19 protein-coding genes are annotated in these 21,079 nt (G+C 71.9%); 8 read left to right on the top strand and 11 right to left on the bottom strand.

The annotated features are described in order from the left end of the window. Positions 1–399: 399 nt before the first annotated feature. Both ACIBQZ_RS33450 and ACIBQZ_RS33445 read left to right on the top strand, forming a co-directional pair. Positions 400–2,091 (top strand): GAF domain-containing sensor histidine kinase, encoded by a 1,692-nt coding sequence (locus tag ACIBQZ_RS33450; protein ID WP_396092833.1) that lies wholly within the window; start codon positions 400–402, stop codon positions 2,089–2,091. Between the two features lie 7 nt (positions 2,092–2,098). Continuing rightward, positions 2,099–2,767 carry a response regulator gene (locus ACIBQZ_RS33445; RefSeq protein ID WP_023359837.1) on the top strand — a complete coding sequence of 223 codons (669 nt, stop codon included), beginning with the start codon at positions 2,099–2,101 and terminating at the stop codon, positions 2,765–2,767. 168 nt (positions 2,768–2,935) lie between these two features. Here the strand turns inward: ACIBQZ_RS33445 and ACIBQZ_RS33440 are convergent, their stop codons facing one another. From ACIBQZ_RS33440 to ACIBQZ_RS33410, 7 genes are all read right to left on the bottom strand, one after another. Continuing rightward, positions 2,936–3,349: a DUF4395 domain-containing protein gene (locus ACIBQZ_RS33440; protein WP_396092832.1), complete on the bottom strand. Its 414-nt coding sequence runs from the start codon at positions 3,347–3,349 to the stop codon at positions 2,936–2,938. A gap of 75 nt (positions 3,350–3,424) precedes the next feature. Then, the gene (locus ACIBQZ_RS33435; protein ID WP_396092831.1) at positions 3,425–3,955 is read right to left on the bottom strand and encodes a TlpA family protein disulfide reductase; all 531 of its coding nucleotides are present in this window, start codon (positions 3,953–3,955) and stop codon (positions 3,425–3,427) included. A 41-nt stretch (positions 3,956–3,996) separates the two neighbouring features. Then, positions 3,997–5,955, bottom strand: a complete 1,959-nt coding sequence (locus ACIBQZ_RS33430) for an ABC transporter ATP-binding protein (RefSeq protein ID WP_396092830.1) — start codon at positions 5,953–5,955, stop codon at positions 3,997–3,999. A 79-nt stretch (positions 5,956–6,034) separates the two neighbouring features. Further along, positions 6,035–7,183, bottom strand: coding sequence for a glycosyltransferase family 4 protein (locus ACIBQZ_RS33425; protein WP_396092829.1), 1,149 nt, complete (start codon positions 7,181–7,183; stop codon positions 6,035–6,037). Beyond that, complete coding sequence (locus tag ACIBQZ_RS33420; protein ID WP_396092828.1) at positions 7,183–8,439, bottom strand: M48 family metallopeptidase; 1,257 nt, start codon at positions 8,437–8,439, stop codon at positions 7,183–7,185. The genes ACIBQZ_RS33425 and ACIBQZ_RS33420 overlap by 1 nt, the downstream gene beginning before the upstream one ends. Positions 8,440–8,460: 21 nt before the next feature. After that, positions 8,461–8,751 (bottom strand): hypothetical protein, encoded by a 291-nt coding sequence (locus ACIBQZ_RS33415; protein WP_396092827.1) that lies wholly within the window; start codon positions 8,749–8,751, stop codon positions 8,461–8,463. Positions 8,752–8,788: 37 nt separating this feature from the next. Continuing rightward, positions 8,789–10,408 (bottom strand): NYN domain-containing protein, encoded by a 1,620-nt coding sequence (locus ACIBQZ_RS33410; protein ID WP_396092826.1) that lies wholly within the window; start codon positions 10,406–10,408, stop codon positions 8,789–8,791. Positions 10,409–10,512: 104 nt separating this feature from the next. Between ACIBQZ_RS33410 and ACIBQZ_RS33405 the strand changes: the two genes are divergently transcribed. The 5 genes from ACIBQZ_RS33405 to ACIBQZ_RS33385 all read left to right on the top strand — a co-directional run bounded on the left by ACIBQZ_RS33405 (position 10,513) and on the right by ACIBQZ_RS33385 (position 15,982). Beyond that, positions 10,513–12,312: a DEDD exonuclease domain-containing protein gene (locus ACIBQZ_RS33405; protein WP_396092825.1), complete on the top strand. Its 1,800-nt coding sequence runs from the start codon at positions 10,513–10,515 to the stop codon at positions 12,310–12,312. 77 nt (positions 12,313–12,389) lie between these two features. Continuing rightward, a complete protein-coding gene (locus ACIBQZ_RS33400) occupies positions 12,390–14,183 on the top strand; it encodes a RelA/SpoT family protein (RefSeq protein WP_396092824.1) in 1,794 nt (597 codons plus the stop codon). A 44-nt stretch (positions 14,184–14,227) separates the two neighbouring features. After that, positions 14,228–14,743 carry an NUDIX hydrolase gene (locus ACIBQZ_RS33395; RefSeq protein WP_396092823.1) on the top strand — a complete coding sequence of 172 codons (516 nt, stop codon included), beginning with the start codon at positions 14,228–14,230 and terminating at the stop codon, positions 14,741–14,743. A gap of 61 nt (positions 14,744–14,804) precedes the next feature. Continuing rightward, on the top strand, positions 14,805–15,698 hold the full coding sequence (locus tag ACIBQZ_RS33390) for an NDP-sugar synthase (RefSeq protein WP_396092822.1): 894 nt from the start codon (positions 14,805–14,807) through the stop codon (positions 15,696–15,698). Beyond that, positions 15,695–15,982, top strand: a complete 288-nt coding sequence (locus tag ACIBQZ_RS33385) for an Lrp/AsnC family transcriptional regulator (protein ID WP_396092821.1) — start codon at positions 15,695–15,697, stop codon at positions 15,980–15,982. The genes ACIBQZ_RS33390 and ACIBQZ_RS33385 overlap by 4 nt, the downstream gene beginning before the upstream one ends. Before the next feature lie 35 nt (positions 15,983–16,017). On the opposite strand, the gene ACIBQZ_RS33380 is transcribed toward ACIBQZ_RS33385, so the two are convergent. Then, a complete protein-coding gene (locus tag ACIBQZ_RS33380) occupies positions 16,018–16,635 on the bottom strand; it encodes an NADPH-dependent F420 reductase (RefSeq protein WP_396092820.1) in 618 nt (205 codons plus the stop codon). 38 nt (positions 16,636–16,673) lie between these two features. Next, positions 16,674–17,408, bottom strand: a complete 735-nt coding sequence (locus ACIBQZ_RS33375) for an SDR family NAD(P)-dependent oxidoreductase (protein WP_396092903.1) — start codon at positions 17,406–17,408, stop codon at positions 16,674–16,676. Positions 17,409–17,533: 125 nt separating this feature from the next. Here ACIBQZ_RS33375 and ACIBQZ_RS33370 point away from each other — a divergent pair, with 125 nt between their 5' ends. Continuing rightward, the gene (locus ACIBQZ_RS33370; protein WP_396092819.1) at positions 17,534–18,199 is read left to right on the top strand and encodes a TetR/AcrR family transcriptional regulator; all 666 of its coding nucleotides are present in this window, start codon (positions 17,534–17,536) and stop codon (positions 18,197–18,199) included. A 159-nt stretch (positions 18,200–18,358) separates the two neighbouring features. Here ACIBQZ_RS33370 and ACIBQZ_RS33365 read toward each other — a convergent pair whose 3' ends face one another. Beyond that, complete coding sequence (locus ACIBQZ_RS33365) at positions 18,359–19,978, bottom strand: cytochrome bc complex cytochrome b subunit (RefSeq protein ID WP_396092818.1); 1,620 nt, start codon at positions 19,976–19,978, stop codon at positions 18,359–18,361. Then, entirely contained in the window at positions 19,975–21,075 is a 1,101-nt protein-coding gene (locus ACIBQZ_RS33360; RefSeq protein WP_396092902.1) for a ubiquinol-cytochrome c reductase iron-sulfur subunit, read from the bottom strand. The genes ACIBQZ_RS33365 and ACIBQZ_RS33360 overlap by 4 nt, the downstream gene beginning before the upstream one ends. Positions 21,076–21,079 lie beyond the last annotated feature (4 nt).

Below are 21,079 nucleotides of genomic sequence, written 5' to 3'. Positions count from 1 at the left end.
CAAGATCCGCTTGGGAGTGGACGTGGTGAACGATCTTGATCCTCGACCGCGCAGCGCTGCTGCTGGTGCCGGCCTGGGGGATGGGTCTTGTTCATGAGCACTCGCATGATCAGCCGGCCTGGCTCGGACCGGCGGTGTCGGCTGGATCCGCGCACTGCCAGGAACGAGAAGCGGTTCACCGGCACCGCCACAACAACAAACCCGGCAGGTACCAGCCCACCCCTCGCCAGGCTCGGCGGCAACTCAGCGAAACGCTCCCGACACGTGGTCACCGCGAAGGCCCGGATCACCCCAAGGCGGCGTACCCCAGGAAGAATTTGATCTTCTGACCGCTTACTCCCGTCGCCCGGCCGAGTCGCCGATGGGCTGTTACCCGGGGGTGCGGCTACGATCCGTCACGTGCCAGCCTCAGCCAGCGTCCCCGCGCGCGTCCATCCGCTCGCGGTGGCGGCCCGCCTCATCGTGCTCGCCCTGGTCGCGGCCCTCACGCTCATTGCCACCCGGGATCCCGGGCAGCTGCGCTGGATCGCGTTGCTGCTGGTCGCCGCCCTGCCGGCGGTGCTCGCCCCGGACCATCGGATCGCCGCGCCGCTCGGGCGGTTCGCCGAGGCCGCGATCACCGGCCTGGCCGCCGGGTCGGTCGCCGTGGCCGCGAACGAGACCGGCACCATCCTGGCCGGCTTCGGCGCCGAGGCGATCCTGCCCTATCTCGTCGTGCCGCTGCTGACCGCCGGGCTGCTGCGCCGCGCCACGGAGGGCGCTGCGCTGCTCGGCGTCGCCGCCGTCGCGATGGTCGCCGGCGGGCTGGTGACCGGGGACGGCGACACGGTGATCAGCCAGGGTGGCTATCTCGCCGCGTGCGGGCAGTGGCTGGTGCTGGGCGCGATCGTCACCTTCGCCGCCGACACCATGCGGCAGCTCATGACCCCGGTGGAGAACAAACCGCAGCCGTACGCCGAAGCGACCCGCCTGCTGACCCAGCTGCGCAGCGTCGCCCGGTCGTTGCCCGGCGCCACGCTCGACCCCGGCGGCATCTCCGAGCACCTGCTGGAGGAGCTGCGCCAGGTCGCGCCCGGTCACCGCGCCGCGGTGCTGTCCGCCAGCGGTGGCGGCCGGCTCGTCGTGCTCGCGCAGACCGGCGCCGAACGGGTCGACTGGGAGGTCACGCTCGACGCCGATTCCGCGATCGCCGACGCCTGGGCCTCGCAGCAGCCGCAGACCGCCTCGCGCTCGCAGGCCCGGTCGCACCGCGGCGGGGACGCCTCGTCGCTGGTTGTGCCGCTGGTAGCCGGGGTGCGCACGATCGGCCTGGTGATCCTCGAGGCCGACGTGCAGAACGCGTACCCGTCCTCGGTCGTCGCCGAGGTGCTCGGGGTGACCGGGCCGGCCGCGCTCCGGCTCGAGGCCGCGCTGCTCTTCGACGACGTGCGCTCGCTGGCGACCAATGAGGAGCGTCAGCGGCTGGCCCGCGAGATCCACGACGGCGTGGCCCAGGAGCTGGTCATGGTCGGCTACGGCATCGACAACGCGCAGGCGACGCTGCCCGAGGGCGCCGACGAGACGGCCGAGGAGCTGCGCACGCTGCGCGGCGAGGTGACCCGGGTGATCACCGAGCTGCGGCTGAGCCTGTTCGAGCTGCGTTCCGAGGTGGACCGCAACGGCGGGCTGGCCGCGGCCATCGCCGAGTACGCCCGCACCCTGGGCACCTCGGCCGGCCTGCGGGTGCACTTCACCTTCGACGAGTCCACCGCCCGGCTGCCCGCCGCGACGGAGGCCGAGCTGCTGCGCATCGCCCAGGAGGCGATCACCAACGCCCGCAAGCACGCGGGAGCGTCCAACCTGTGGGTGACGTGCACGGTCGACCCGCCGTACGCGGAGATCGAGGTCACCGACGACGGCAAGGGCTTCGCCGATGATCGTCCGGACGGACGGTACGGCCTTGCGATCATGGCCGAGAGGGCGGAACGTATCCGAGGCCGGCTGGAGATCAGACCGCGACACCCCAGCGGGACAACCGTTGCGGTAGTGCTCGGAACCTCCACTCGGCGCGATAGCGTGCGGGATAGCGTTTCCGCACCAGAAGGGGAGTAACCCGAGCATGTCGACCAGTCCGATGCCGACGACCCGCACCAAGGTGCTGCTCGTCGACGATCACGACCTGATCCGTAAGGGGCTGCGGCACGCGTTCGAGCGGGACCGGCAGTTCGAGGTGGTCGGTGAGGCCGCCACGGCCGCCGAGGCCGTCCGGCAGGCCGGCGCCTTGCAGCCGGACGTGGTCATCATGGACCTGCGCCTGCCCGACGGCAGTGGCCTCGAGGCCACCCGCGCGCTGCGCAAGAACAACGCCAACATGGGCATCGTGGTGCTCACCATGTACGCGGGCGACGACCAGCTCTTCGGCGCCCTGGAGGCCGGGGCCAGCGCGTTCGTGCCCAAGACGGCCCCGGCGGACGAGGTCGTGGCCGCCGCCCGGCACGCCGCCTCGGCACCGAGCGCGTTCACCGCGGCCGACCTGGCCGAGGCGATGAAGCGACGGCTGGCTCCGTCCGGCCCGCAGCTCTCCCCCCGCGAGGGCCAGGTGCTGCGCCTGCTGGCCGACGGCATGAGCGTGGCCGGCATCGCCAAGCAGCTGTTCGTGAGCGAGTCCACGGCCAAGACCCACATCTCGAAGCTGTACGAGAAGCTGGGCGCGGCAAACCGGGCCCAGGCGCTGATGACGGCGCTGCGGTTGGGCCTGCTGGAGGCTCCGGACGCGCCGAAGTTCTGAGTTCCGCACGGGATCCGCTCGTCGCCCTCGCTGAGGGTGGCGGGCGGATCTGTCTTTCCGGGGATCTGAACGACATCTTGGGCGTTTCCGGACGCTACTTATTTTCAGCCCGGTCGAGGTAGGGATGCGCGGTGTTTCTACTCAGCCGGCGGCCTGCGCGGGGAGCCGTCAGGCGCGCCTCGCGGCGAGCCGGCGGGCGGCAAGATAGGCCTCGCAGCCGAGGCAGAGGCCGAAGACCGCGTTCAGGAAGGCCGCCAGCAACCCGAACCCCGTGCACACCACCCCCACCACCGCCGCCCCGGACAGATAGCCCACCGACGCGACGCCCAGGAACCCGAAGCCCACCAGCTGCGCGAAACGGACCGGCGCGGCGTCCTCCCGCTCGGTCGCCGGGCCCAGCCGGGGCGCGACCAGATAGCGGTAGAGCAGCGCATAGGGCCCCCGGCGCGGATCCGCCGCGGTGAGCGCGAAGACGGCGGTCTGGGCGAGCGCCAGCCATCCCCAGCCGGTCGCGAGCACCGCGACGAGGACAACGGTGGTCACCGCCGCGGCGAACCGGGGACCACGCGGATCAAGCTGCATGGGGTGAGCCTCGCACGCGCGGACGGCCTCGGCGTGGTGAGTCCCATCACCGCCGTGCGGGTGCAGATTCGCAGGTCAGGCGGGTGGCGCGGCCGGGAGCAGAGGGCCGAGGACGGCGATGAGTTGCGCCTTCGCCGGCACGCCCGTGGCCCGCTTGGCGACCCGCCCCTCGGCGTCGAGCACGAGCAGCGTCGGAGTGCGCCAGATGCCCAGCGCGCGAACGGCCTCCAGGTGGCTCTCGGCGTCGACCTCCACGTGCCGCACGCCGGGCAGCAGACCGGCGACCTCGCCGCTGACCCGCCGAACCGCCCGGCACGGCGCACAGAACGCCGACGAGAACTGCAGCAGCGTGGCCGGCGCGGGCTCAACCCCCAGCCGCGCGAGCAGCCCAGGATCGATCCGCTGACCGGCCGCACTGGCATCGCCGGCACCAGGCCCGCCCGAGGCGGGCTCCCCGGCACCCCGCCCGCCGGAAGCCTCCGGCACCGAACTCACAGCAGACCCCACCACCGACAAGAACCGCCCATCGGTCCGCCGCCGCCACAACCCGGCCACGGTCCCCAGCACCAGCACCGCCGCGACGACGATCAGCCCGGTGGTGTCCATCCGCCCACTCTGGCACGCCCCCGCGCCCGCCGCGATGTGACCTACGCCGCCGACTGATACGCGCTGGCCTGCAGCATGAACAGCTGCGCATAAACCCCGTCCGCCGCCATCAGCGTCGCGTGGTCGCCCTCCTCGACAACCGCGCCGTGGTCCAGCACGTAGATCCGGTCCGCCTCGCGGACGCTCGCCATCCGGTGGGTGATCAGCACGACGGTGCGGCCCGCCGCCAGCTCCCGGAGCCGCTGGTACACGTCGTGCTCGGCGCGGGCGTCGAGGTTCGCGGTCGGCTCGTCGCAGATCAGCAGCGGGGCGTCGCGGTAGAACGCCCGGCTCACCGCCAGCCGCTGCCACTGCCCGCCGGACAGGTCGGCGCCGTCGGTGAAGTGCCGGGACAGCAGCGTGTCGTACTGCCTCGCCAGCTCCATCACGAAGTCGTGGGCGTCGCCGGCCCGGGCCGCGCCGAGCACGCGGGCGGTTTCGACGCTGTGGTCGTACCGTCCGATGGTGATGTTGGCCCGCGCGGAGAGCGGCCACCGGGTGGGTTCCTGCATCACCACCGCGACCTGACCGCGGACCGTCTCCGGGTCGTAGCGGTCGAGGTCGACGCCGTCCCAGCTGATGCTGCCGCGCTGCGGCCGGTAGAGGCCGGCGAGCAGGCCGGCCAGCGTGGACTTGCCGGAACCGTTCTCGCCGACCAGCGCGATGATCTCGCCGCGGCGCAGCGTCATGCTGACGTCGCGGACGGCCGGGCGGTCGGCGTCGGGATAGCTGAACGTGACGCCGTCGAGCCGGATCTCCCGGAACAGCGCGGGCGCGGCGGCGCCGGGCGCGGGCTCGGTGCGGGCCAGGGACAGGTCGCAGAACCCCTGGAAGTCGGCGAAGTACAGGCCCTGTTCGAACACCCGGTTGGCGCTGTGCGCGAGCTCGGTGAGCTTGCCGATCCCCATGCTGATCGCGTACGCGGCGGCGCCACCGACCGCAAGCTCCATCCGCCCGGTCCAGAGCAGCCAGAGCAGCGTGGCATAGGTGAGCCCGGTGGCGACGCTGCTCAGCGCGGTGCCGATCAGGTTCAGCCGGATCTGCCGGGTGGTGATCCGGATCTCCTCGCTGGTCGAGATCGCGAGCAGCCGCCGCACCTCGGCCAGCAGGTACTCCCGCACGGTGAACGCGCGCAGCTCGGGCGCGGGCTCCCGGGCGGCGAGCAGCTCGGCGAGCATCCGCTGGCGCCGCCAGACGGCGATGAGCCGCAGCATCCGCCGATACCGCAGCCGCCCGGAACGCACCGCGGCCCAGCCGATCGGCACCACCGCGAGCACGAGCAGCGGCAGCAGCACCGGGTGCAGCACCGCCAGCACCCCGGCCGCCGCGACCAGCCCGATCAGGTTGGTGCCGAGCTCGATCGCCCGGTCGACCAGGTACTGAGCGGCATCGATCCCCCGGTCGCGGGCGCGTTCCATGGCGTCCCGCCACCCCGGATCGTCGAAGGTGGACAGATCTACGCGGGTGGTCAGGTCCAGCAACCGCATCTGCGCGGCCTGCGAAACCTTCGGCGACAACCGGCCGTTGGCCGCTGCGGCGGCCGAGGTGAGCAATCCCCGCACGACCGCGGACCCCACCAGCAGAACCAACGAGGGTACGGCGGCCCGCACCCGCTCGGGCGTCGGCGCCTCCCGCAACAGCCCGTCGAAGACCCCGACCACGCTGATGAGCCCGATCGCGCTGGCCACCCCCGCGGCAAGCTGCAGCGCGACCACGGCGACAGTGGTCCGCCGGCTCGCCTGCCAGGCCAGCGACCAGGCCGACCGCAGCAACCGCGGCAGCCGCCGGAACATCCGCAGGAACGAGGTGTTGGCGGCCTCCTCGGTGCTGGTCAGCCAGTAGGGCAGGGCCAGCTCACCATCGTCGGACCACTCACCGTCACCCCCGGAATCCGCGTCGACATCCGGCACCCGCCCCGGCTCGGCGTCAGCGGCCGGCGCCCCGTCCTCCCCCTGCGCCATCGACGGCTCCCGTCCCGTGGGCTCTCAGCCGTTCCTACGCTAATTCCACACAGGGTGTCCATCCCAATACCAGGAGTGACTACTCATTCATGCCACTTCGGACACCCTCCCGCAGCAGCTCGGTCAGCCTCGCGGCCTTGGTCTCCCAGCGCCATTCCTGCTCCACCCAGGCCCGCCCGGCCGCGCCCATCGCCCGTGCCCGGTCCGGGTCCGCCAGCAGATCCGCCAGCCGTCCCGCGATCGCCGGCACGTCGCTGCCGCCGACCACGAAGCCCGTCTCGCCCTCGCGGACCGCGTCCGGCGCGCCGCCGGAGTCGCCCGCCAGCACCGGCAGCCCGGTCGCCGACGCCTCCAGGTAGACGATGCCGAGGCCCTCCACGTCGAGGCCGGCGCCCCGGGTGCGGCACGGCATCGCGAACACGTCGCCGGCCGCGTAGTGCGCCGGCAGCTCCTCCCAGCGGACCGAGCCGGTGAAGACCACGTCGGACTCGACGCCCTCGGCGCGGGCCAGGGCCCGCAGCTTCTCCCGGTATGGCCCGCCGCTCACGATCAGCAGCGCCGCGCCCGGCACCCGGCGGCGGATCGTCGGCAGCGCGCGGATCAGCATGTCCTGCCCCTTGCGCGGGACCAGGCGTGACACACACACGATCACCGGGCGGTCGGCGAGCCCGTGCCGCGCGCGCACCTCCGAGCCGTCCACCCCCGGGTGGTACGCCTCGACGTCCACCCCCGGCGTCAGCCGCTCCAGCGTGGTGAGCCCGTGCAGCGCGCGGTCGAGGCGCACCCGCTGGAACTCCGTCAGGTAGGTCACCACGTCGTTGCCCCGGGCGATGCGGCGCAGCAACTGGCGCGCGCCGGGCAGTGCGGCCCAGCCGATCTCGTGCCCATGGGTCAGCGACACCGCCCGCTCAATGCCCGCGCGCCGGCGCAGGCCGTCGGCGAGCAGGCCCAGCGGCGCCCCCGCACCGAACCAGACGCTGTCGCAGCCGTGCGACCGGGCGATCTCCGCGGCCCGCCGGGCGACCGCCGGGGTCGGCAGCAGCACGCCGGTCTTCTCCCGGACGACCTCGAACGGCTGCTCGGCGTCGAACGCCGTGGCGCCCTTCCAGCTGGAGGCGTACGCCACCACCGAGCCGGGCGGCTGGCGGACCGCGAGGTTGTGCACGAACTGCTGGATGCCGCCCGGCCGGGGCGGGAAGTCGTTGGTGACCAGCAGGGTGCGGGCCATCAGCGCTCCCCGCGGGCGTACGCGCGGGCGGCGGCCATCCGCTCCACGGTGGATGGGTGCGAGGCGAAGATGACGTGCTCCCAGGTCGGTGGGTCGGGGTCGGACAGGTTGACGGAGCCGAGCCGGCGTTGCATGGCCTCGAAGGTAGCCGCATCGCCGGTCAGCGCCAGGGCGTGCGCGTCGGCCCGGGCCTCGATGCGCCGCGACACCAGCGCCTGCACCGGCCCGCCGGCCAGCCCGGCCAGGGTCACCAGCGCCAGCAGCAGCGCGAGCGTCCGCGGCTCGGCCATCGACTCGGTGCCGGCCAGCCGCAGCAGCCAGCCCAGCGAGCCGAGCAAATAGAGCGCGATCACCGCAGCCGCCGCACCCAGCGCGCCGATGATCGTGCCGATCACCACATCGCCGCGCTTGGCGTGGCCGAGCTCGTGGGCCGCGACGGAGACCACCTCCGCGGGCGTCGCCTCGGTGAGCATCGTGTCGTAGACCACGATCCGCCGGGTCGGCCCGAACCCGGAGACGTACGCGTTGACCGCCCGGGTGCGGCGGGAGGCGTCGGCGACCAGCACGTCCCGCACCGGCACCCCGTCGCGGGCGGCGAGGCTCATCAGCTCGGTGCGCAGCGGGCCCTGGGCCATCGGGGTGAACTTGTTGAAGATCGGCTCGACGAGCACCGGCAGCACGAACGACAGCAGCACCACCAGCGCCGCCGCACCGGCCGCGCCGAACGCCCACCACCAGCGCGGGGCGAGCCGGGCCACGGTGTAGAAGCCGAGCAGGGCCAGCCCGCCGATCACCGCGCCGACCGCATAGGACTTGGCCAGGTCGACCGCCCAGGCACCCCAGGTCTGCGTGGAGATGCCGTAACGCACCACCACGGTGTGCCGCCAGGCCGCGAACGGCAGCGTGAGCACCTCGCCGGCCAGCACGATCAGCAGGCCACCGAGCACCGCCTGGGCGATCCAGTGATCACCGAACGGGCGCCCGGCCAGCGACACCAGCCGCGCGCCCAGCGGCGTGAGCCCGAGCACCAGCGCGCCCGCCAGCCCGACCGCCAGGGCGCCGTACGAGCTCGGGCGCAGCTCGGCGTGGAAGGCCCGGGCACGCTGCACCTGGTCGCCCGGGAGCGCGCGCAGGGCGTCGAGCTGGTCGGCCCGGGGCGCCGGCGGCCGGTGCCACGGGATCACCAGGCCCGCGTACGCGACCAGCGCCACGAGGACCACGCCGAGCGCGCACGCCGCCCACAGCCGGGGAGTCATCGGGCCATCCTAGAGAGGTGATCACGCCACGTGGCGGCGGCGCGGGTACAGCGGGACGGCGACCGGTGGCTCCGGGGTCTCCAGGAGCTCCACCTCGAAGCCGGCCAGCTCGAAGGTCTCGATCGCCCGCAGCTCGCCCGGGGTGAGGTCGGCGATGCCGTCGGGGGTGTCGTACAACGTGCTGACCAGGCATCCGTTGCATTCATCGGTCCGCTCGGCGCAGCGCCCGCAGTCGATGATCATCATTTCCTCCTCAGCCTGGCGGTGCGGCCCGCGCAGGGGGAAGTAGAGCTGTCGCGGACCGACCACCATCGGTGACAGTCACGCTATGGAGGGGGTATGACAAAAATCAGGACCGGGCGAGCCGGCGCAGCAGTGAATCGGCTCCCATCGGGTACGCGCCGTGCCGGCGTACCCCGTCCGCGACCTCGCGGTCCGAGGAGATCACCACCAGCGGCCGCCCGGCCGGCTCGGCCCGGACCAGCTGGCGGATGAGCTCGTCGGCGGTGTCGCCCTTGTGCGAGAAGAGCACCCGCACGCCGCGCGGGGCGGGCGGCAGCCCGTGCACCCGCTCGGCGCCGTCGAAGACCACCGTGACCTCGTCGCCGGTCTGCGCGGCGATCCCACCGAGCCCGGTGATCAGGCGCTTGCGCTGCTGCTCGAGGGACATCTCGGCGAAGCCGCGCTTGGTCACGTTGTAACCGTCCACGATCAGGTGGGCCCGGGGCAGCGCGAGCAGCTGGTCCAGCCGGCCCGGGTCGTCGGTGTCCTGGGCGCGCGGGCGCGACCGTTCGAGCGCACCGGGCCGGTCGGCCGCGGTGTCCGCGACGAAGTCGGCCGGGAGCTTGTCGGTCGGGCCGAGGGCGAGCTCGCGCTTCAGCCCGGACGCGGCCTGCCCGATCGTCTCCAGCAGCAGCCAGAGGCGGGTCTCGTCGGCGGCCCGGGCGTCCCTCGCGCTCTGCTTGCCGGAGGCGGCCGCCGCCTCGGCCTCGGCGAGCCTGGTGCGCAGACGCCGTACCTCGGCATCGTGATCGGCCGTCACCTTGGCCGCGCGGCCCTTCTCGGTCGCCAGCAGGTCGGCGACGCGCTTCTGCGCGATCTGCGTCTCACGCAGCGCGCGGGACGCGGCGCGGGCCTCCTCGCGCAGCTGGCCCAGCTCCTCGCGGACCCGGGCCAGCTCGTCGCGGAGCTTGTCGGCCTCGACCTTGGCGACCGCGCGGTCGTGCTCGGCGCGGGCGGCCCGGTGCTCGGCGTCGCGGATCTGGCCGGCGATCGCGGCCACGTCGGCCTCGGCGCGCACGGACTCGCCCGCCGCCTCGATCAGCTCCCGCCAGCCGTCCGGCCGGGCCAGGTAGGCCAGCGCCGCGACCTCCACCGGATCGGCGGCGGCGGGCGCCATGCCACCCGCCACGGCGGCGCCCAGGTCGCCGGCGTCGGTGACGATCCGGCCGCTGATCCGCTGGCGGAACAGCGGGTCGGCGGCGAGCTGCGCGGCGATCACCTGCCCGCCGAGCCGGGCCCGGCGGTGCGGGGCGAACCGGGCAACCCGGCGCAACGGCACGGGGGTCTCCTCGGCCGGCAGCCCGGGCAGCGCGGCGGCGGCGAGCACGGTGATCCGCTGGCGGACGGCCTCGGGCAGGGTCGGCTCGGGGCCCACATCCCCCGCCGGCTCCGACCCGTCACCCGGACCGGACTCCTCATCAGCCGCAAAGCCCTCATCGGCGGCAAGCAGGCCGCCCGAACCGAACTCCTCGTCGCCGCCCGAACCAGCTTCCTCGTCGGCGGCCGGCAGGCCGCCCGAACCGGCTTCCTCGTCGGCGGGGCAGCGGCCCGCCGCAAGGGAGTCCGCACCGGCGGCGGGGCCCGTTTCCGGCTGCGGATCGCCGTCGACGGACCGGTGCCGGGCACGCTCCGCCTCGCGAGCCGGCCCCTCGGCGGGGCGGTCGTCGGAGGGCGGCGGCGCGGACATTTTCCTATTCTCCCACCGTGGGCAGCGGAAAAGCTTGCGGTAACAAGTGATCTTTTCCCGCCGCGACCCGGACTTTGTCATACCCCCTCTCTAAATTGCCCGTCGTGGCACAACCCGCATACGTGCAGGGCACTCTGGACACCCTCCTGAGCGCCGACGGCTCCGTCGATCCGGCGGCGTTGTCCCTGAAAGACACGACGTTCGTGGTCCTCGACCTGGAGACGACCGGCGGGGCGCCGGACGGCGGCGGCATCACCGAGATCGGCGCGGTCAAGGTGCGGGCCGGCGAGGAGCTGGGGGTGCTCGGCACGCTGGTCAACCCCGGTGAGCGGATCCCGCCGTTCATCACCGTGCTGACCGGCATCACCGAGGCGATGCTGGCCCCGGCGCCGCCGATCGAGGCGGTGCTGCCGAGCCTGCTGGAGTTCCTGCGGGGTGCGGTCCTGGTCGCCCACAACGCGCCCTACGACGTCGGTTTCCTCAAGGCCGCCTGCGCCCGGCACGGGCACCCCTGGCCGCAGCTGCGGGTGCTCGACACCGCGGCGCTGGCCCGCCGCGCGCTGACCAGGGACGAGGTGCCCAACCGCAAGCTCGGCACGCTCGCCCAGTTCTTCCGGGCCGCGGTCCAGCCCACCCACCGGGCGCTGGACGACGCCCGGGCCACGGTCGACGTGCTGCACGGGCTGATCGAGCGGCTGGGCAGCTACAAGGTGCACACCCTGGGTGACGCCATCGAGTTCGCCAAGGCGGTCACCCCGACCCAGCGCCGCCAGCGCCACCTCGCCGACGGCCTGCCGCACGTGCCGGGGGTCTACGTCTTCCGCGCCGCCGACGAGCGGCCGCTCTACGTCGGCACCTCGGTCGACATCGCCACCCGGGTGCGCAGCTACTTCACCGCCGCCGAGAAGCGGGCCCGGATGTCCGAGATGATCGGCGCGGCGGTCCGGGTGGAGGCGGTCGAGTGCGCCCATTCGCTCGAGGCCGAGGTGCGTGAGCTGCGCCTCATCGCGGCCCACGCACCGCCGTACAACCGCAGGTCGAAGTATCCGGAGCGGGTCGTCTGGCTGAAGCTGACCGCGGAGGCGTACCCCCGGTTGTCGGTGGTCCGGGCGCTGGCCGACGACGACGCCGCCTATCTCGGCCCGTTCTCCTCGCGGCGCACCGCCGAGCTGGCCGCGGCGGGCGTCTACGACGCCGTGCCGCTGCGCCAGTGCACCCACAAGCTGTCGCTCAAGACCCGCACGCCGGCCTGCGCGCTGGCCGAGCTGGGCCGATGCCCGGCGCCCTGCGAGCACGAGATCACCCCGGAGGAGTACGCCCGCAGAGCCGCCCTGCCGTTCCGCACCGCGACGCACGGCGACCCCGAGCCCCTGGTGGAGGCCCTGCTCAACCGCATCGAGGCGCTCTCCGACCGGCAGCGTTACGAGGAGGCGGCGGTGCTGCGGTCCCGGCTCGTGGCCCTGTTGCGGGCCACCGTCCGGATGCAGCGCCTCGGCGCCCTGACCAGCATCGGCGAGCTGGTGGCCGCCCGCCGCAACGACACGTACGGGTGGGAGATCATCGTGGTCCGGCACGGCCGGCTCGCCGCGGCGGCCACCTCGCCACCCCGGCTGCACCCGCGCCCGACCCTCGACCTGGCCCGCGCCACCGCGGAGACGGTCCTAGCAGGACCGGGCCCGGTGCCGGCCGCCTCGGCGGAGGAGACCGAGCGGATCCTGGCCTGGCTGGAACGACCGGACACCCGGCTGGTGGAAACTTCCGGCGACTGGGTGTCACCGGCGCGTGGCGCTGCGCGCTTCACTACCCTGCTCACCAGGGCGGAAGCCGCGGCGTCGAGAAGAGACTCGTCCGTTCGCTCATCGGTAACTGTCCGTTCGGATGACGCTCGCTCGCTTAGGCTGTAAGGCACACGGCGCGCGAAGCCGTGAAAATCGGTGGGATCCGTGCGTAGTGCACGGTCGATCGGTGAGGGGGTGTCCGAGTGGACGTCGACGCCGGCCACGGCGCCGCCCTTGGACGTGCCCTGTCCCCGTCTCCCGGGGAGATCCCACTTTCGCGCCGGCTGCGTTCGTTCCTGAGCTTTCAGGGCAACGACGACGACCCGGTGACCACGCTCACGCGCACCCACCGTCACATCCACCCCTCGGCTGACGCGGGTGTCCTGCGCCGCAGCTACGCGGTCGCGGAAAACATGCACCGCGGCCAGTTCCGCAAGAGCGGCGACCCGTACATCACCCACCCGCTCGCGGTCGCGCAGATCTGCGCCGAGCTGGGCATGGACACCACGACGCTGGTGGCGGCGCTGCTGCACGACACGGTCGAGGACACCAGCTACACGCTGGAGACGCTCAACGGCGACTTCGGCCCCGAGGTGACCCACCTGGTCGACGGCGTGACCAAGTTCGACAAGGCGTTCTACGGCAAGGTCGCCGAGGCCGAGACGATCCGCAAGATGATCGTCGCCGCCGGCAAGGACGTCCGGGTGCTGGTGATCAAGCTGGCCGACCGGCTGCACAACATGCGCACCCTGGACGCCCGCTCCCCCGCCTCCCGGGCCCGGATCGCGACCGCCACCCTCGACGTGCTGGTGCCGCTCTGCGACCGCCTCGGCATCCAGGCGCTCAAGCGCGACCTCGACGACGTGGTGCTCTACCACCTGGAGCCGGACTCGTTCGCCCGGATCGACGAGCACGTGAAGAACCGCCCCGGCTGGTCGGAATACCTCGACGACGTCCGGGTCAAGGCCAAGGCCGCGCTGCGCCGCTCACGGGTGGACGCCGAGGTGGCCCCGCGCCCCCGGCACTACTACTCGATCTGGAAGGACACCGTCGCCGGTGGCCACGCGGTCCCGCTGGACCTGCCCCGGATCGTGGTGATCGTGGACGGGCCCGAGACCGACTGTTACGCCGCGCTCGGCGCCATCCACGGCCAGTGGCGCCCGGTCGCCGGCCGGTTCAAGGACTTCATCGCCTCACCCAAGAACAACCTCTACCGTTCCCTGCACACCACGGTCACCGGCCCCGAGGGACGTCTGGTCGAGGTGCTGATCCGGACGGTCTCGATGCACCGCTGCGCCGAGTACGGCGTGGCCACCGGCTACCGCTACCCGAAGTCACCGGAGGGCGCCGAGGCTCCGGGCGCCGACCAGCTCACCTGGCTCAAACGGGTGCTGGACTGGCAGCAGGACACCACGGACGCCGGCCAGTTCCTCGCGTCGCTGCGCTGTGACCTCGCCGAGGGCCAGATCCAGGTGTTCGCGCACGGCAACACCTTCGACCTGCCCGCCGGCTCCACACCGGTCGACCTCGCGTACGAGGTCAGCTCCGCCAAGGGCGACCAGACGCTCGCCGCGACGATCAACGGCCGGCTCGCCCCGCTGAGCTCACCGCTGCGCGACGGCGACGTGGTGGAGATCTTCACCGAGACTGACGGCCCGGTCGAGGTCGCGCCGGGCACCGCGCCGCGCGGGCCGCGCAAGGAGTGGCTCGGCTTCGTGAAGTCGACCCAGGCGCAGATGCAGATCAACCGCTACTTCGCCGAGGAGAATTCCCCCGGCATCAGCATCGCCGACAAGGTCCGGCTGGGCCGCGCGACGATCGGGCTGACCCTGCGCAAGCACGACCGGGGCCTGGCCAGCGAGGTCCCGCTCCGCCGGCTGGCCGAGGAGCTGGGCTATCCCGACCTGGAGACCATGCTGGTCGCGGTCACCGAACGCAATCTGGAGCCCGACCAGGTGGTCGAGCAGCTGATCGCGCTCGTCGATCACCCGGACTGACCACCCGCACCGAGCGCATCGCGAGCGGCCGATAGCCTGGCGGGGTGAACATCCACCGGCGGTTGCGTGGCGTCGCGTACCAGACGTTCTACCGGCTGCCGCACCCCGTGCGCCGCCGCATCGTCCGCCTGATCGTGCCCAAGTATCTGGTCGGCGCGGTGACGATCGTCCGGGACGCCGAGGCGCCGGAGCCCGGCCGCTTGCTGCTGCTGCGCCAGCCGCCCGGCCGCGGCTGGGGCCTGCCGGCCGGCCTGCTGAAGAAGGGCGAGGCGCCGGTGGTGGGCGCGGCCCGCGAGCTGCAGGAGGAGTCGGGCGTCACCATCGCCCCGGAGGAGCTGGAACCGGCCGTCCCGAACGCGATAGTGCACCCCAAGGGCTGGGTGGACACGGTCTTCCTGGGCTCGGTGCCGGCGTCGACGACCCCGCTGATCGTGGACGGCGGCGAGGTCCTGGAGGCACGCTGGTTCCCGCTGGACGACCTGCCCCGGCTCACCCCGAACACCGAGGTCGTGCTCGGCCGCTACGGCATGGGCCCGCTCGCGGGCCGGGTGCCGTCGTGACCGCCGTCGAGGTCGCGCCCGGCCGCTACGGCATGGGCCTGCTCGCGGGCCGGCTGACGTCGTGACCGGCGTTGAGGTCTGCGCGGTCGTGCTGGCGGCCGGCGAGGGCCAGCGGCTGCGACCGCTGACCGAGCTGCTCCCCAAGGCGCTCTGCCCGGTCGGCAACGTCGCCCTGCTGGATCGCGCGCTGACCCGGATCGCCGGGCTCGGCCTGACCGGACCGGCCCGGGTCGCCGTGAACGCGGCCTACCTGGCCGAGCAGGTCGTCGCACACGTCGGTGACCGCGCGCACCTGTCCGTGGAGCCGGACGGCCCGCTGGGCACCTCCGGCGGCATCGGCCGGCTGCGCGGGTGGATCGACGGCCGCGGCGCGCTGATCGGCAACGCGGACGCCTACCTGGCGGACCCCCGGCGGGAGCCGGGCAAGGACATCGCGGCACTGCTGGAGGGTTGGACCGGCGACACGGTACGGATGCTGACCCGCCCCATGCCCGAAGGCGCGACCGGCGGCTTCAGCGGCCACCGCTTCGCCGGCTTCTCCCTGCTGCCCTGGCGGTACGTCCGCGTCCTCCCCGACCAGCCCGGCAACCTGGTCCGTACGGCCTGGCGCCCGGCGGAGGCGGCCGGCGAGCTGGAACTGATCACCTACGACGGTCTCTACGTCGACACCGGCACCCCGGCCGACTACCTGACGGCCAACCTGCACGCCGCGGCCGGCCTGACCGACCCGACGGCCACCCTGACCGGCCGGGCAACCGAATCCGTGATCGGCGCCCACGCCGCGGTCCACGGCACCGTCACCCGCTGCGTGATCTGGCCGGGCGCAACCGTGCACGAGGGCGAAACCCTGCACGACGCCGTCCGCGCCGGCGAAAACCTCACCGTCCCCGCCCGCGTGGATAGCATGAACCGACTCACCACACCCATCCGCCTCATCGCCGAGGAGACCGCGTGAACACCGCGATCGTGCACATCGACTGCGCCACCGACTCGATTCCGGAAGTCGCCGAGGCCCTGGCCGCCCTGCCCGGCGTCAGCGAGGTCTACTCGGTCGCGGGCAACGTCGACCTGATCGCCATCGTCCGGGTCGCCCAGTTCGACCAGATCGCCGAGGTGATCGCGGGCCGTATCTCCAAGACCCCGGGCGTCCTGAACACGGAATCCCACATCGCCTTCCGCGCCTACTCCAAGCACGACCTGGAAGACGCGTTCGCCATCGGCCTCCCCACCGCCGACTGACGTCCCCGCCGGGCTGATCACCCCTGGCGGGATCGTCAGCGGACCGCGGCGCCCAGGGCGATGTCGAAGCCGGCACCGTTGCGGGCCAGGCCCACCAGGAGGATGCCGGCCCATTCCAGGGCGTGGGCCATCTCGAGCCCTCCCGCGTCGAGAGGCCGCATGTCCAGGCTCACCAGGAACGCCGCGACACGTGTCTTCGCCTCGGCGCTGTCGCCGGCGAAGAACGCGTCCAGGGGCCCGTCCCCGGCAAGGACGCCGCCGAAGATCGAATTGACGGCCTTCACGACGTGTGCGCCCTCGGCGGCGGCGGTGGCGATCTGCTGCGACACCGAGTTGCCCTGGGTGGTCACGAGTCCACTCGCGTCGGCGTTGAACGGGTTGGTGATGTCGACCAGGATCTTGCCGGCCAGCGCATCGCCGTAGTGCGTGACAACGTCAACCGCGCCGGCGTACAGGACGGCCACGATGACGATGTCACCCGCCGGCCGGGCGCCGAACGTGCCGACGGTGGCTCCGTTGCCGATCTGGTCGGCGAGCGCCTGAGCCTTGGCGGTGTTGCGGCTCATGAACTCGATGGTGTGGCCGTGCTTCGCCGCCCGGGTGCCGATGGCGGCGGCCATGGTGCCCGAGCCGATGATGCTGATGGTGCTCATGAGGTGTGCCCCTTTGTTGGGTGTGGATCGGCGAAAGTTCAGATCACTGTGGTGCCGCCGTCGACCACCAGTTCCATGCCGTTGACGTAGCTCGAGTCGTCCGAGGCGAGGAACAACGCGACCGACGCGATCTCCTCGGGGCGGCCCATCTCCCGCCGCGGGATCACGGACTCGAACTGCGCCTTCATCTGCTCGTCCATCACCTCCGCCAGAATCGGCGTGGCGACCTGGCCGGGGGTCAGCACGTTCACCCGGATCTTCCGGTCCCTCAACTCGGACACCCACACCCGCGCGTAGGCGGGCAGCACGGCCTTGCTCGCCGCGTAGACACTCCAGTCGGGGTAGCCCCGGAGCGACGCGTTCGACCCGGTCAGGAAGATCGAGCCGCCGTCGTTGAACAGCGGCAGCGCCTTCTGGACCGTGAACAGCGTGCCGCGCGCGTTCAGCGAGAAGGCGCCATCAAACTGCTCCTCGGTGATCTCACCGAGCCTGCCCTGCTCGCCCGTCCCAGCACTTGCCCACAACACGTCGACCGCGCCCTTTTCCTGCTTGACCGTCTCGAACAGACGGTCCAGGTCATCGAGGTCGGCCGAGTCGGCCTGCACCCCGGTCACGTTCCGGCCGATCAGCTTGACGGCTTCGTCCAGCGCGTCCTTCCGCCGGCCCGAGATGAAGACGTGAGCTCCTTCGTCGACGAACAACTTCGCACCCGCCAGCGCCATCCCGCTTGTCGCGCCGGTGATCACCGCAACCTTGCCATCGAGCTTTCCCACAACCGCTCCGTCCACCCGCCGTGCCGATGTTATGTACACCGATCTGCCTGCTTAACGTACCGACCGGTGACGCCGGGCGCAAGCTATGCACACCGGTCGGTACCCAAGTGGGCTACGCTGGGCCCGTGACAGAGTTGGAGAAGGGGCCGCGTGGCCTGCGCCGCGGCCGGGGCGCACGGGAGCGCATCGTCGGCGCGTCCCAACAACTGTTCCGCGACCAGGGCATCAACTGCACCGGCATGGACCAGCTCTGCGCGGTGGCCGAGGTGTCCAAGCGCACGCTGTACCAGCACTTCGCCGGCAAGGACGAGCTGATCGCCGAATGCCTGCGCCGATTCGATCCGGACATCCTGCCCGAGGTGTTCGACCGCACCGACCTCACACCTCGCGAACGCCTTCTCGCCGCGTTCGAGGTGCACGCGCCGCTGTGCCCGTTCATCGCGGCGGCCGTCGAAATCCCCGACCCGGACCACCCGGCACGCGTATACGCCCGCGACTACAAGAAAGCTTTTGCCGCCCGGCTCACCGATACCGCCCGCGAGGCCGGAGCCACCAGCCCCGAACAACTCGGCGAGCAGCTGGCGCTGCTCCTGGACGGCGCCTCGGCCCGCAGCCGAGTCCTCAACACGGAAACGTTCACCACCGCCGCCACCATCGCAGCCGTCCTCATCAACAACGCCCTCCCCGCGGCACCGGCCCCGAGCGCTGCAAGCACCGTCGAGCAACACGCCCACGACGACAATGACGCCAAGACGGAGCGAAACCACGCCGGCCGAGCCGAACCCGAGTAAGGCAAGGCCAAGCCGCGCTGCGCGAACGAGGCAGCCTGCAAAGCAGCGCCACAGAACCCCCGCGTTCGGCGGGAGCGACGGTCAGCACCATGCAACCAGGCACGACCAAAGAACAAAAAAGAAGGGGCCCCGAAGGACCCCTTCCCCGCAGAAGACCGACTACCGACCGGAGGTGATCTCCTCGCGCTCCTCGCGCGCGGTCACCGGCGGCATGCCAGGCGAAACCGGCGCCTCGGCCGGCTTCTCCACCGGATAGAAGAAGCCCTTCACCGCCGGCGCCAACGCGCCGAGGCGGTTCATCTTCTTCGGGACGACCCAGCCCGCGTAGTCCAGCGGCAGCGGGTGGCCGTGGTCGTCCACCGGGCCCAGCGGCTGGTGGACCTCGTAGAAGCGGCCGTCCGGGGCGCGCTTGATGATGCCTGTCTCCACGCCGTGGGCCAGCACCTCGCGGTCGTGCTGTTGCAGGCCCAGGCAGATCCGGACCGCCAGGTAGTACGCCAGCGGCGGCAGGATCACCAGGCCGATGCGGCCTCCCCAGGTCATCGCGTTCAGGCTGATGTGGAACTTGTCGGCGATCACGTCGTTGCCGCCGGAGAGGGTGGCGATGATGAAGAACGTGAAGGCCATCGCGCCCAGGCCGGTGCGCTCCGGGTTGTCCCGGGGGCGCTGGAGCAGGTGGTGCGACGTCTTGTCCTTGAGCCGGCGGGCCTCGATGAACGGGTAGAACATCGGCACCATCATCAGCGCGCCCAGGCCGACGACCGCCGGCCAGAACAGCGGCGGGATCACGTAGCCGTCGCCGATCGGGATGTCGATCTGCCAGGCCGGCATGAGGCGGACCAGGCCGTCCATGAACATGACGTACCAGTCCGGCTGGCTCGCCGACGACACCTCGGAGGCGCGGTACGGGCCGAACAGCCAGATCGGGTTGATCTGGAACAGGCCCGACATCAGGGCGATCACGCCGAAGACGGCCATGAAGAAGCCGCCCTGCTTGAGCGCGTAGCGCGGGAACATGCGCTCGCCCACGACGTTGTCGTTGGTCCGGCCGGGGCCGGGCCACTGGGTGTGCTTCTGCGCGAAGACCAGGCCCAGGTGCACGCTGATCAGCGCGAGCAGGCCGCCCGGGATCAGCAGCACGTGCGCGATGTAGAAGCGGCCGATGATCAGGTGGCCCGGGAACTCGCCGCCGAAGATGGAGGCGGAGACCCAGGTGCCGATGACCGGGATCGACAGCATGATCGCCGAGGCGATGCGCAGGCCGGTGCCGGACAGGCCGTCGTCCGGCAGCGAGTAGCCGGTGAAGCCGGCCAGGAAGCCGAGCAGGAACAGCGCGACGCCGATCGCCCAGTTCGCCTCGCGCGGCTTGCGGAACGCGCCGGTGAAGAAGACGCGGGCCATGTGGATCACGATCGACGCCATGAACAGCAGCGCCGCCCAGTGGTGCATCTGCCGCATGAACAGGCCGCCGCGCACCTCGAACGAGAGGTTCAGCGAGGACTCGTACGCCGCGGACATCATCGTGCCGCGCAGCGCCGGGTAGGAGCCGTCGTAGGCGACTTCCTTCATCGACGGATCGAAGAAGAGGGTCAGGAAGACGCCGGTGAGCAGCAGGACGATGAACGAGAACAGCGCGATCTCGCCCAGCAGGAACGACCAGTGGTCCGGGAAGACCTTGTTCAGCAGGCCGCGCAGCGGGGTGGCCGCCTTGTAGCGGTCGTCCAGCCCCTTGCCGACGTTAGCGGGAACTTGCGCGAGGTCGAGCTTTCGGCGCTTCATGGCCGCTCCCAGAAGTCTGGCCCAACGGTTTCCTTGTAGTCCGAAGCTGCCACGAAGAACCCCTCGGCGTCCACCTGGATGGGCAGTTGCGGGAGGCGGCGGCTGGCCGGACCGAAGATCGGGCGCGCATTGTCCGTGATCATGAACTGTGACTGGTGGCACGGGCAGAGCAACCGGTTGGTCTGCTGCTCGTACAGGCTGGCGGGGCAGCCGGCGTGGGTGCAGATCTTGGAGTACGCGATGTAGTTGCCCCACATCGAGTCCCGGTTGATCGTATCCCCCGCGTTCTTGGCCTGCGCGTCCGCGGCGTCGTCGGGCCGCAGGTGGATCAGCAGGGTCGGCGAGTCCGCGTACTCGTTGGTGGCGCCGTGCGGGATGCCCGGGAAGACCGTGATCTGGCCGCCGGCGCTGACGTCCTCGGGCCGGATCGGGGTGCCGTCGTCGCGGGTGAGCCGGACCAGCTTGCCGTCGTTGGCCACCGGGTCGAAGCCGGTGTGGAACATCATCGGCTCGTCGCCCTTGTGCGGGTTCTCGATCAGGCCACCGATCAGCGGCGCGGCCGCGACCAGGCCGAGCGGCGCCAGGCCGAGGCCGATCGCGCCCTTGAGCAGCGGCCGGCGCGCCACGCTGAGCTCGTCGCCCAGGTACGCGATGGTCTGCCCGGTGATCAGCCGGTCGTCGTCGCTGGACGGCGTGTTGTGCCGGTCCTGGATCGAGACCTCGTGCGGCAGCAGCTTCTTGGCCCAGGCCAGGATCGCGAAGCCCAGCGCGAGCAGCGACAGGCCGAGCGAGATGCCCAGGATCGGGGTGAAGTAGTCGCTCCGGGCCTGGCCCAGCTCGAACTCCCACGGCCAGACGATGTAGAAGACCAGGAAGACCAGCGCCGCCGCGCCCGAGAACAGGAACAGGAAGGCGATGTTGCGCACGACGCGCTTCTCGGCCTTGCTGTTCGTGCCCTCGAACTGCGACTCGTACGTGACGATCTCGATGTCGTCGCGCCGCGCGCCCTCTCGGACGATGTCGAAGCGCGTCAGCCGGGGATCGTTCACGTCGACCGGCTCGGTGCCGGTCCCGTGCGCGCCGTGCGGCTCCTTCACAACG

Source organism: Actinoplanes sp. NPDC049599 (genome assembly GCF_044465625.1).
GTDB lineage: Bacteria > Actinomycetota > Actinomycetes > Mycobacteriales > Micromonosporaceae > Actinoplanes.
The sequence above is the reverse complement of the archived record's forward strand: the minus strand, read 5'-3'. Positions and strand labels throughout refer to the sequence as shown.